Here is an 11,737-nt window from a genome sequence, read left to right on the forward strand (position 1 = left end):
CATCCCGGCCCCCGCCAAGGGCTCCCCCGCCTCGCCCGACCCCCAGGCCGCGGCGCGGCGCGAGGGCGACCGGCTGCGCTTCGTGGGCGCCGCGACCCGGCGGATCGCCCGGGGCATAGACCTGGACGAGATCGTGCTGGGGCTGTGCCGGGCCAGCGTGCCGACGTTCTCCGACGCCATACTCGTCTACCTCCGCGACCCGCTGCCCGTGGGCGACGAGCGGCCCGTCAACCCGTTCGTGCTGCGGCTGCGCCGCTCGGACCGGCTGCGGCTGGCCGAGGAGGAGACCGAGAGCCTGTCCGAGACGGAACGGCTGCGGCTGCCCACCCTGGACCCGCAGGGCGATCTGATGCCCGCCGCCGAGCTGTGCGAGGTCCGGGCCGGGAGCGCGCTCGCCGAGGTGCTGCGCGGGGTGCGGCCGGTCTTCGGCGACTCCGCGGCGGCCCGTGTCGCGCTGCCCGAGCTGCTGGGCACCGAGCGCACGGTGCCGTCGGGGCACCGGGTGATCCTCGCCCCGCTGCGCGGCCGGCGGCGGGTGATCGGCGCCGCGGTCTTCCAGCGCGGCCCCGAGCGCCCGGCCTTCGAGGCCAACGACCTGCTGGTGGCCGCCCAGCTCGCGACGCACACCGCTCTCGGCATCGACAAGGCGGTGCTCTACGGGCGAGAGGCGTACATCGCGGACGAGCTGCAGCGCACCATGCTGCCCGACTCGCTTCCCCAGCCGACCGGCGTCAAACTCGCCTCGCGCTACCTCCCGGCGGCCGAGACCGCGCGCGTCGGCGGTGACTGGTACGACGCGATCCCGCTGCCCGGCAGCCGGGTCGCCCTGGTCGTCGGTGACGTCATGGGCCACTCCATGACGTCCGCCGCGATCATGGGCCAGCTCCGCACCACCGCTCAGACCCTGGCGGGCCTCGACCTGCCCCCGCAGGAGGTGCTGCACCACCTCGACGAGCAGGCGCAGCGCCTGGGCAGCGACCGCATGGCCACCTGCCTGTACGCGGTGTACGACCCCGTCGCGCACCGCATCACCGTCGCCAACGCCGGCCATCCGCCGCCCGTCCTGCTCCATCTGGGCGGCCACGCGGAGGTGCTGCGGGTGCCCCCGGGCGCCCCGATCGGCGTCGGCGGAGTGGACTTCGAGGCCGTCGAGCTGGACGCCCCGGCCGGTGCGACGCTGCTGCTCTACACCGACGGGCTGGTGGAGTCGCGGCTGCGGGACGTGTGGACGGGCATCGAGCTGCTGCGCGAGCGGCTCGCCGCGACCGCCCGGCTGACCGGCCAGGACCACTCGCCGCCGCTGGAGGCCCTGTGCGACGACGTGCTGGACATGCTCGGGCCCGGTGACCGGGACGACGACATCGCGCTGCTGGCCGCCCGCTTCGACGGGATCGCGCCGAGCGACGTCGCCTACTGGGAGCTGGAGCCCGACGAGTCCGCCCCCGGGCGGGCCCGCAGGCTGGCGCGCAGGGCGCTGGGCCGGTGGGGGCTGGACGACCTGTCGGACTCGGTGGAGCTGCTGATCAGCGAGGTGGTGACCAACGCCGTGCGGTACGCGGAGCGGCCGGTGAGCCTGCGGCTGCTGCGCACCGAGACGCTGCGCTGCGAGGTCGGCGACGACTCCCCGCAGTTGCCCCGGCAGCGGCGCGCCCGTGACATGGACGAGAACGGCCGCGGACTCTTCCTGGTCAACCGGCTGGCCCGGCGGTGGGGGGCGACCCGGTTGTCGACCGGCAAAGTGGTGTGGTTCGAGATGCCGACGCGGGGGCGGTGACGCCACCGCGGCGGGGGCGGTGAGCCCGCCCCCGCCGCGCCCGGTCAGCGGGGCATCGCGCCGTCGTCGTCCGGGCGCTTGTTGCTGTTGCCGCCGAGGTCCGGGAGGCCGACGGACGCCGAGGGGCCCGGGTCGGCGCTCGGGTCGGGGTCCGGCTCGTTCGACGTGTCGTCGGACGGCGAGGCGGGCGGGCTGCTCTGCGGGGACTCGCTGACCGGCGGGGGCTCGGAGGACGGGGCCTGGCTGGACGGCGAGTGCGACGGGGTCGGGTCGTCCGACGGCGAGGTGCTCGGGCTCGGCGAGTGGGACGCGGGCGGCGGGCTGACCGCGGCGCCCATGTCGGTGTCGAGGTCGAACTTCTTGGGCGTGCCCAGGGAGTGCGCCATGTAGTCGGCCCAGATCTCGGCGGGGAAGCCGCCACCGTTGACGCGTCCGCCGCCGCCGGCGCCCTTGAGGGTCACCTGCGAGTACTTCTTGATCTTCTTGCCGTCGTCGCCGGTGCGGTCGAAGGCGGCCTCGCCGAACAGTCCGACCGAGGTGACCAGGTCGGGGGTGTAGCCGGTGAACCAGGCCGACTTGTTGTCGTCGGACGTACCGGTCTTGCCCGCGATCTCGCGCTGCTGGAGCCCTTCCGCGTTGCGGACCGACATGCGGGCCGTGCCGTCGTCGACCACGCCGGTCAGCACCGAGGTCACGGAGTCCGCGGCCTGGCGGGAGATCACCTGGTCACCGACCGCGTCGGGCAGGTCCAGCGGGGCGTCGCCCTGGTGCACGGCGGTCTTCACGATCTGCGGGGTGACCTTCTTGCCGTGGTTGTCGAGGGTGGCGTACACCCCGGCCATCTGAAGCGGGCTGGCGCCCATGGAGCCGAGGGTCTGCGCCGGTACGGCATCCAGCTTCTCCACGTCCATGCCGAGCCGGCCGGCGGTCTTCATCACCTTGTCCATGCCGACGTCCACGCCCATCTGCGCGAACGCGGAGTTGATGGACTTGTTCATCGCGGTCTGGACGGTGACCTGGCCGTAGTTCTGGTCGTCCTCGTTCTCCGGGTTGAACGGGATGTCGCTGCCGACGACCGGGCGCCTGCTGGTGCCGTCGTAGCGGGTGTTCGCGGTGATCCGTTCGCCGTTCTGGGTCTTCGACTCGTTGTCGAGCGCGGCGGCGAGGATGACCGGCTTGAAGGTGGACGCGGGCTGGAAGTCGGCGCGGGTGGCGTTCGACGTCCAGTGCACGTTCTGGCCGCGGCCGCCGTACAGGGCGACCACCGCGCCGGTCTTCGGGTTCACGGAGACCGCGCCGGCCTGGATGTCCTGGTCCAGCTTGCGCTTCTCGGGGTCCAGCTTGTCGAGCAGCTTGGCCTCGACCGACTTCTCCAGCTGCCGCTGCTTCTTCTTGTCGATGCTGACGGTGATGGTCCAGCCGCCCCGGTCGAACTGGTCGTCGCTGAGGCCCGTCTCCTTGAGCACCGCCTTGCGGGCGGCGTCGACGATGTAGCCCTTCTGCCCGGACGTCCCGTCCAGCGGTTTGGGCTCGCGCGGCACGGGGAACGTCAGCCCTTTGCGCTTGCCCGCGTCGAGCCAGCCCTCCTCGACCATGTTGTCCAGGGTGTACGCCCAGCGCGCCTTGACCAGCCGCTTGCCGTTGGGACCGGCGACGGCCCAGTCGTACTGGCTCGGCGCCTGGAGCAGCGCGGCGAGGTAGGCGCCCTGCGAGACGTCGAGGTCCTTGGCGTCCACGCCGTAGTACGCCTGGGCGGCGGCCTGGATGCCCCAGGCGCCGCGGCCGAAGTAGCTGGTGTTGATGTACCCGGCGAGGATCTCCTTCTTGGTCTTCTTCTGGTCGACCTTGAGGGAGATGACGAGTTCCTTGAGCTTGCGGGTGACCGTCTGGTCCTGGTCCAGGTAGTAGTTCTTGACGTACTGCTGGGTGATGGTCGAGCCGCCCTGCTTGCCCTTGCCGGACACGGTGTTGAGCAGGCCGCGCGCGGTGCCCTTCAGGTCGACGCCGTGGTCCTTGTAGAAGGACTTGTTCTCGGCGGCGACGAAGGTGTCCTGGACCTCCTTGGGCACCTCGGCGAGACTCACGATCTCGCGGTTGACCTCGCCGGTCCTGGCGAGCAGGCTCCCGTCGGCGTACTTGTAGACGTTCGCCTGCAACTCCATCTTGGGGTTGCCCTCCGGCACGTCCACGACAACGTAGAGCACCGCGAAGGCGCCCATGCCCAGGAGGATCACTCCGAAGGCCGTGCCCAGAAGTTTGCGCCAGGTGAGGAAGCGGCGTATGCCGCCCTTCCTCTCAGCCTGTCGCTGGGCTCGTCGCGCTTCCGCTCGACCCATCGCTTGGTCGCTCCCGTTTCTCTGCTCGGCCGGATCAGCTCGGACCTGCCAGCTAACACCGTCGGCAAGCCCGAAATGCAGGCGATCCGACTTTTTACGGACGTGACAATCAGCACCCGCTTCCGATGGAACCGACTCCCCAGGGGTGCGCAAGGTTGCGAGAACGGCTAATGTGTAATCACATTGCTAGCGACCGGCTAGCTCGTCACCACGGGGGGACACCATGACCGACCCGCACTCCGCGTCCACCGCGCCCCAGTCGTCCGCCGACCTCACTCCCGACGCCCCCGACATGCCGGAACCGCAGGTCCGCGAGACGCGGGCGCACAGCATCGCCGGAGGGCTCGGGCTCCTGCTGACCGTGCTCGGCGTGATCATCGGCATCGCGCTCGCCGTCGTCGGCGGCGTCGTCGGCTCCGACGGCAACAACGCCGTCGGCGTCCCGGTCTGCATCCTCGGCGCCCTGCTCGCCATCGCCTCGTTCTTCTGCATGGGCGGTGTGAAGATGGTCGCACCGGGCGAGGCGCGGGTCATCCAGCTGTTCGGCCGGTACGTCGGCACCATCCGCACCGACGGGCTGCGCTGGGTGAACCCGCTGACCACCAGCCAGAAGATCTCCACCCGGGTGCGCAACCACGAGACCGCCGTCCTCAAGGTCAACGACGCCTACGGCAACCCCATCGAGCTGGCCGCGATCGTCGTATGGAAGGTGGAGGACACCGCCCAGGCCCTCTTCGAGGTGGACGACTTCCTGGAGTTCGTCGCCACCCAGACCGAGTCCGCCGTCCGGCACATCGCCCTCGAGTACCCGTACGACGCCCACGAGGAGGGCGGCCTGTCGCTGCGGGGCAACGCGGAGGAGATCACCGAGAAGCTGGCCGTGGAGCTGACGGCCCGGGTGCAGGCCGCCGGGGTGCGCATCATCGAGTCCCGCTTCAGCCACCTCGCGTACGCCCCCGAGATCGCCTCCGCGATGCTCCAGCGCCAGCAGGCCGGCGCGGTCGTCGCGGCCCGGCAGCAGATCGTCGAGGGCGCGGTCGGCATGGTCGAGATGGCGCTGACCCGGATCGCCGAGCAGGACATCGTCGAGCTGGACGCGGAGCGCAAGGCGTCCATGGTGAGCAACCTCATGGTGGTGCTCTGCGGTGACCGCGCCGCCCAGCCGGTCCTCAACACGGGCACGCTCTACCAGTGACCGAGGACAGCCCGGGGCAGACACCGCGCGCCCGGCCGCGGCAGCGCAAGCAGATGCTGCTGCGGCTGGACCCCGCGGTGTACGACGCACTGGCCCGCTGGGCGTCGGACGAGCTGCGCAGCGCCAACGCGCAGATCGAGTTCCTGCTGCGGCGGGCACTCGCCGAGGCGGGCCGGCTGCCCGGCGGAGCGGGTCCGATCCCCCGCCGGGGCCGCCCGCCCAAGGCCCCGCCGGAGCCGCCCGGCGACGAGTGAAACCGCATACGGCCCGCCCTCTCCCGCGAGGGGGCGGGCCGTACGCGTTCCCCGGCCGATGACCCCGCACACGCCGCTGACGTGCGCCTTTCGGGTGTACCCCCTGCGTATACATCGCAGGTATACACACCGTGTAGAGTGCTCCGCATGTCTATCGGCCACACCCTGCTCGGGCTCCTGGAATCGGGGCCCCGCCACGGTTACGACCTCAAGCGGACGTTCGACGAGAAGTTCGGGCACGACCGCCCCCTGCACTACGGGCAGGTCTACTCGACGATGTCCCGGCTCCTGAAGAACGGCCTCGTCGAGGTCGACGGCGTGGAGAGCGGCGGCGGCCCCGAACGCAAGCGCTACGCGATCACCGACGCCGGGATCACCGACGTCGCCAGTTGGCTCGCGCAGCCCGAGAAGCCCGAGCCCTACCTCCAGTCGACCCTCTACACCAAGGTCGTCCTGGCCCTGCTCACCGGCCGCGACGCGGCCGACGTGCTGGACGCCCAGCGCTCCGAACACCTGCGCCTGATGCGCATCCTCACCGACCGCAAGCGCCGCGGCGACCTCGCGGACCAGCTGATCTGCGACCACGCCCTGTTCCACCTCGAAGCCGACCTGCGCTGGCTCGAACTCACCACCGCCCGCCTGGGCCAGCTCAAGAAAGCAGTCACCGCGTGATGCCCGCCGGCTCCCTCCTCGCCGCGCACGACCTGCGCAAGACCTACGGACCCACCCCCGCCCTGGACGGCGCCTCCTTCTCCGTCCACCCCGGCGAAGTAGTCGCCGTCATGGGCCCCTCCGGCTCGGGCAAGTCCACCCTGCTGCACTGCCTGGCCGGGATCATCACCCCCGACTCCGGCACCATCACCTACGACGGACGCGAACTGTCCGCCATGTCCGACGCCGAACGCAGCGCCCTGCGCCGCAGCGACTTCGGCTTCGTCTTCCAGTTCGGCCAGCTCGTCCCCGAACTCACCTGCACCGAGAACGTCGCCCTGCCCCTGCGCCTCAACGGCATCCGCCGCAAGGACGCCGAACGCACCGCCCTGGCCTGGATGGAGCGCCTGGAGGTCGAGGACATCGGCACCAAGCGCCCCGGCGAGGTCTCCGGCGGCCAGGGCCAGCGCGTCGCCGTCGCCCGCGCCCTCGCCGCCTCCCCCAAGGTCATCTTCGCCGACGAGCCGACCGGCGCCCTGGACTCCCTCAACGGCGAACGCGTCATGCAACTGCTCACCGAAGCCGCCCGCTCCGCCAACGTCGCCGTCGTCCTGGTCACCCACGAGGCCCGCGTCGCCGCCTACTCCGACCGCGACATCACCGTCCGCGACGGCCGCGCCACCGACCTGGAGCACACCCCGTGACGCTCCTCGACGAGAAACGGACCACGGCCCCCGTGCCCGCACCGCCCGCCCCCCGCTCCCGCACCGCCCCCTGGCTCCGCGACCTCGCCCTCGGCATCCGCTTCGCCGCCGGCGGCGGCCGCTCCGGCTGGACCCGCACCCTCCTCACCGCCGTCGGCGTCGGCCTCGGCGTGACGCTGCTCTTCCTCGCCGCTTCCGTCCCGCACGCCCTGGACGCGCGCAACGACCGCGACCGGGCCCGCAGCGAGACCAAGATCTCCGCGAACCCGGACGCGGTCGGGAAGAAGTCCGACACCTCCATCCTGCGGATCTCGGCCGACACCGAGTACCGCGACCGGACCATCTCCGGCTACCTGATGCGCGCCGAGGGCGATCACCCGGTGCATCCGCCGGGCATCGACGCCCTGCCGGCCGCCGGCGAGATGGTCGTCTCCCCGGCGCTGAAGGACCTGCTCGCCGACCCGGCGAACGCCCTGCTCAAGGAGCGCTTCCCGTACCGGATCACGGGCACCATCAGCGACGACGGGCTGCGTTCACCCAACGAACTGTGGTTCTACGCCGGCAGCGACACCCTGACCCCCGCGTCGGGCGGCCACCGGGTGACCGCGTACGGCGATCCCGCCCCCACCCCGCCGCTCGCCCCGATGCTCGTCGTGCTGGTGATCGTGGGCTGTGTGGTGCTCCTGGCACCCGTCGCGATCTTCATCGCCACCGCCGTGCGCTTCGGCGGCGACCGCCGCGACCGCCGGCTCGCCGCACTGCGCCTGGTCGGCACCGACATCCGCTCCACCCGCCGGATCGCGGCCGGGGAAGCCCTCTTCGGCTCCACCCTCGGCCTGCTCATCGGCCTCGTGATGTTCCTGGTGGGACGGCAGTTCGTGAGCCACATCGAGGTCTGGGACGTCAGCGCCTTCCCCGCCGACCTCTCCCCCGATCTGCGGCTCTGCCTGCTCATCGCGGCCGCCGTGCCGCTGACCGCGGTGCTCGTCACGCTGAGTGCGATGCGCTCGGTGGTCATCGAGCCGCTCGGCGTCGTCCGCAACAGCCGCTCCCGCACGCGCCGGCTGTGGTGGCGGCTGCTGTTCCCGCTCGCGGGGCTGGGTGTGTTCGCGCTCACCGGCAAGTCGGGTGAGTACACGGTCGTCAACCCGTACGCCCTCGCCGGTGGCGCGGTGCTGGTCCTCGTCGGGCTCGCCCTGCTGCTGCCGTGGCTGGTCGAGGCGTGCGTGAGCCGGCTGCACGGCGGCCCGGTGCCCTGGCAGCTCGCCACCCGCAGGCTCCAGCTCAGCAGCGGGGCCGCCTCCCGCGCGGTCAGCGGCGTCACCGTGGCGGTGGCCGGCGCGGTCGCGGTGCAGATGCTCTTCGCCTCGATGAACGCCGACTTCAACCAGGCCACCGGGCAGGACACCGACCGCGCCCAGTTCTACGCCGTCTCCGAGAAGGTCAGCGGCACCGCGGCCGTCGACACCATCGCGAAGTTCCGCGCCACCAAGGGCGTCGACCAGGTCATCGGCATGATCGAGGCCTACGCCTCCAAGCCCGGGAAGTACGCCGACGACGACATGCGGCCCACCACGTCGTTCAACGTCGGTGACTGCGCCACCCTGCGCGAGGTCGCCCGCATCGACTCGTGCGCGGACGGCGACAGCTTCGTCGTCCACCCCGCGCACGACGAGGACATGGCCGGCTGGATGGACAAGACCGCCCGCAAGGGCGAGGAGATCGAGTTCGAGTCGGGCAGCGGCAAGAAGCTGCTCTGGACCCTGCCCGCCGACACGAAGACCGTGGTCGCCCGCAAGGACCCGCTCGGCGAGGAGCGCACGGGCATCATGGTCACCCCCGGAGCCATCGACGCCACCACCCTGCCCGGCGCCGTCACCGCCACGCAGATCCGCATCGACCCCGACGTCCCGGACGCCGCCGAGTACGTGCGCAACACGGCGGCCCGGATCGACCCCGGCATGCGCATGGTCACCATGATGTCCGTGGAGCGCGACCGCCAGTACGCCAGCGTGCAGACCGGCCTCCAGGTCGGCGCCACCGTCACGCTGCTGCTCATCGCCATCTCCATGCTGGTCTCCCAGCTGGAACAGCTGCGCGAGCGCAAGCGGCTGCTCTCGGTCCTGGTCGCCTTCGGCACCCGCCGCACCACCCTCGGCTGGTCGGTGCTCTGGCAGACCGCGATCCCCGTGGTCCTGGGCCTCGCGGTCGCGGTCGCCGGCGGCCTCACCCTGGGCGCGGCGCTGTGCTGGATGATCGACAAGGAAGTGTCCGACTGGCTGGTGTTCCTGCCGCTGGCCGGCGCCGGCGGGGCGCTGATCCTGCTGGTCACGCTGCTCTCGCTGCCTCCGCTGTGGCGCATGATGCGCCCGGACGGACTGCGCTCCGAGTAGCCCCGGGGCACGCGCGCCGCGGAGGGCGGCCGGGTCCGGCCCGTACGGCCGTACGGGTCAGGCCGGGTCGCCCTCCGTCACGCGTACCGGCAGCGACCGCATCGCCTCGCGCAGCGCCGCCGCGAACTCCTCGAACTCCTCGTGCCGGGCGGCCCCGGTCCGCATGGCCAGCGCGACCCGCCGGGTGGGGGCCGGGTCCGTGAAGTACCCGGTGGTCAGGGCGTCGTTGCGGGCGGTCTCGATGTTCACCGCGGTACGCGGCAGCAGCGTCACCCCGAGGCCGCCGGCCACCAGCTGCACCAGGGTGGAGAGCCCGGCGGCGGTCGTGGTGACCGGGGCGCCCTCGGTGCGGCCGGCCTCGCGGCAGATGTCGAGCGCCTGGTCCCGCAGGCAGTGCCCTTCGTCGAGCAGCAGCAGCGGCAGCTCGCGCAGGGCGAGGCGCGGGATGTCGGTCCGTCCGCCGAGCGGGTGGCCCCGCTCCATGACCAGGACGAAGTCCTCGTCGAACAGCGGCAGCTCGCTGACCCCGTGGACCCCGAGCGGCACGGCGAGCAGCAGCAGGTCGAGCCGTCCTGCACCGAGCCCCTCGACCAGCGAGGCGGTCTGCTCCTCGTGCACCTGGAGGTCGAGGGCCGGGTAGCGTTCCTGGACCAGCCGGAGCACGGTCGGCAGGAGGTACGGGGCGACGGTCGGGATGACGCCGAGCCGGAGCACTCCGGTGAACGGCGCGCGGACGGCCTCGGCCTCCTCCATCAGCTCGCCGACGGCGTCGAGCACGACCCGGGCCCGCACGGCGAGCCGTTCCCCGGCGGGCGAGAGCAGTACCTTGCGCGTCGTACGCTCGATGAGCTGGACACCCAGTGCCTCCTCCAGCGCAGACACGGCCCCGGAGAGCGCGGGCTGACTCATCCCGATTGCGGCGGCCGCGTCCCGGAAGTGCAGATACTCGGCGACGGCGGCGAAGGCGCGCAGCTGCGACAGGCTGGGCTGTTTGTGCCGGTTGCCCTGGTTACCGTGCGCCACTGATAGGCACCTCCGATCATCACGACCAAGTGTAGCTATTTCCGCGATCAATGCACTCTGTGCCATGGTGGTGATCGTCCAACCCCCAGGAACTCCCCCAAAAAGGGATGTCCTACGCTGTAAGGAGAGCGCGTGCTCACTGTCGGTGACAAGTTCCCCGAGTTCGACCTGACCGCCTGCGTCTCGCTGGAGAGCGGCAAGGAGTTCGAGCAGATCAACCACAAGACCTACGAGGGTCAGTGGAAGATCGTCTTCGCGTGGCCGAAGGACTTCACCTTCGTGTGCCCGACCGAGATCGCCGCCTTCGGCAAGCTGAACGACGAGTTCGCCGACCGTGACGCCCAGATCCTCGGCTTCTCCGGCGACTCGGAGTTCGTGCACCACGCCTGGCGCAAGGACCACCCGGACCTGACCGACCTGCCCTTCCCGATGATGGCCGACTCCAAGCACGAGCTGATGCGCGCGCTCGGCATCGAGGGCGAGGACGGCTTCGCGCAGCGCGCCGTCTTCATCGTGGACCAGAACAACGAGATCCAGTTCACGATGGTCACCGCCGGTTCCGTGGGCCGTAACCCCAAGGAGGTCCTGCGGGTCCTCGACGCCCTGCAGACCGACGAGCTGTGCCCCTGCAACTGGACCAAGGGCGAGAACACCCTGGACCCGGTCGCGCTCCTCTCGGGCGAGTGAGCTGATATCACCATGGCACTCGACGAACTGAAGTCCTCGATACCGGACTTCGCCAAGGACCTGAAGCTGAACCTCGGCTCGGTCATCGGCAACAGCGAGCTCCCGCAGCAGCAGCTCTGGGGCACCGTTCTGGCCTGCGCGATCGCCTCGCGCTCGCCGAAGGTGCTGCGCGAGCTGGAGCCGGAGGCGAAGGCCAACCTCTCCGCGGAGGCGTACACCGCCGCGAAGTCGGCCGCCGCCATCATGGCGATGAACAACGTCTTCTACCGGACCCGCCACCTGCTCTCGGACCCCGAGTACGGGAACCTGCGCGCGGGCCTGCGGATGAACGTCATCGGCAAGCCGGGTGTGGAGAAGGTCGACTTCGAGCTGTGGTCGCTCGCCGTCTCCGCGATCAACGGCTGCGGCCAGTGCCTCGACTCGCACGAGCAGGTGCTCCGCAAGGCCGGCGTGGACCGCGAGACCATCCAGGAAGCCGTCAAGATCGCCTCGGTGATCCAGGCGGTGGGCGTGACCCTGGAGGCCGAGGCCGTCCTGGCCGAGTAGGCACCCGCAGTACCCTGAATACCGAAGGGCCCCGAGGACGACCGACCGTCCGAGGGGCCCTTCTCCGTGTCCGCGTTACGGGGCGTCCCGGTCCGGTCCGCCGTCCTCCGGGGCTGGCGCCGCCGTGGCCGCGGGCGCGGGGCCGGACGGTGCGGCGGGGGCGGCGTCCAGCGC

10 protein-coding genes are annotated in these 11,737 nt (G+C 71.4%); 8 read left to right on the top strand and 2 right to left on the bottom strand.

Annotated elements, in window-relative coordinates; genetic code table 11:
- Nucleotides 1-1,774, top strand: a 1,774-nt coding sequence (locus MHW47_RS24190; RefSeq protein ID WP_239225883.1) for an ATP-binding SpoIIE family protein phosphatase, incomplete at its 5' end; no start/stop codon positions are given.
- A 44-nt stretch (nt 1,775-1,818) separates the two neighbouring features.
- Here MHW47_RS24190 and MHW47_RS24195 read toward each other — a convergent pair.
- Nucleotides 1,819-4,110 (bottom strand): transglycosylase domain-containing protein, encoded by a 2,292-nt coding sequence (locus tag MHW47_RS24195; protein WP_239225884.1) that lies wholly within the window; start codon nt 4,108-4,110, stop codon nt 1,819-1,821.
- A gap of 223 nt (nt 4,111-4,333) precedes the next feature.
- Between MHW47_RS24195 and MHW47_RS24200 the strand changes: the two genes are divergently transcribed.
- From MHW47_RS24200 to MHW47_RS24220, 5 genes are all read left to right on the top strand, one after another.
- Nucleotides 4,334-5,305: an SPFH domain-containing protein gene (locus tag MHW47_RS24200; protein ID WP_239225885.1), complete on the top strand. Its 972-nt coding sequence runs from the start codon at nt 4,334-4,336 to the stop codon at nt 5,303-5,305.
- Complete coding sequence (locus MHW47_RS24205; RefSeq protein ID WP_239225886.1) at nt 5,302-5,559, top strand: hypothetical protein; 258 nt, start codon at nt 5,302-5,304, stop codon at nt 5,557-5,559. The genes MHW47_RS24200 and MHW47_RS24205 overlap by 4 nt, the downstream gene beginning before the upstream one ends.
- 147 nt (nt 5,560-5,706) lie before the next feature.
- On the top strand, nt 5,707-6,231 hold the full coding sequence (locus MHW47_RS24210) for a PadR family transcriptional regulator (protein WP_239225887.1): 525 nt from the start codon (nt 5,707-5,709) through the stop codon (nt 6,229-6,231).
- The gene (locus MHW47_RS24215) at nt 6,228-6,914 is read left to right on the top strand and encodes an ABC transporter ATP-binding protein (protein ID WP_239225888.1); all 687 of its coding nucleotides are present in this window, start codon (nt 6,228-6,230) and stop codon (nt 6,912-6,914) included. Before MHW47_RS24210 ends, MHW47_RS24215 begins: the two co-directional genes overlap by 4 nt.
- On the top strand, nt 6,911-9,307 hold the full coding sequence (locus tag MHW47_RS24220) for an FtsX-like permease family protein (protein WP_239225889.1): 2,397 nt from the start codon (nt 6,911-6,913) through the stop codon (nt 9,305-9,307). Before MHW47_RS24215 ends, MHW47_RS24220 begins: the two co-directional genes overlap by 4 nt.
- A 57-nt stretch (nt 9,308-9,364) precedes the next feature.
- Here MHW47_RS24220 and MHW47_RS24225 read toward each other — a convergent pair whose 3' ends face one another.
- On the bottom strand, nt 9,365-10,330 hold the full coding sequence (locus MHW47_RS24225) for a hydrogen peroxide-inducible genes activator (RefSeq protein ID WP_239225890.1): 966 nt from the start codon (nt 10,328-10,330) through the stop codon (nt 9,365-9,367).
- 132 nt (nt 10,331-10,462) lie between these two features.
- Between MHW47_RS24225 and MHW47_RS24230 the strand changes: the two genes are divergently transcribed.
- Together MHW47_RS24230 and MHW47_RS24235 are read left to right on the top strand one after the other, a co-directional pair.
- Entirely contained in the window at nt 10,463-11,017 is a 555-nt protein-coding gene (locus MHW47_RS24230; RefSeq protein ID WP_111337919.1) for a peroxiredoxin, read from the top strand.
- A gap of 12 nt (nt 11,018-11,029) precedes the next feature.
- A complete protein-coding gene (locus tag MHW47_RS24235; RefSeq protein ID WP_239225891.1) occupies nt 11,030-11,563 on the top strand; it encodes an alkyl hydroperoxide reductase in 534 nt (177 codons plus the stop codon).
- Nucleotides 11,564-11,737: the final 174 nt, after the last annotated feature.

The sequence above is a fragment of the Streptomyces sp. OfavH-34-F genome (assembly GCF_022347745.1).
Lineage (GTDB): Bacteria > Actinomycetota > Actinomycetes > Streptomycetales > Streptomycetaceae > Streptomyces.

Bases quoted from the DNA above. Each gene is read 5' to 3' on its own strand.
- MHW47_RS24235 (WP_239225891.1), top strand. From the start codon at position 11,030: ATGGCACTCGACGAACTGAAGTCCTCGATACCGGACTTCGCCAAGGAC.
- MHW47_RS24210 (WP_239225887.1), top strand. From the start codon at position 5,707: ATGTCTATCGGCCACACCCTGCTCGGGCTCCTGGAATCGGGGCCCCGC.
- MHW47_RS24195 (WP_239225884.1), bottom strand. From the start codon at position 4,110: ATGGGTCGAGCGGAAGCGCGACGAGCCCAGCGACAGGCTGAGAGGAAG.
- MHW47_RS24200 (WP_239225885.1), top strand. From the start codon at position 4,334: ATGACCGACCCGCACTCCGCGTCCACCGCGCCCCAGTCGTCCGCCGAC.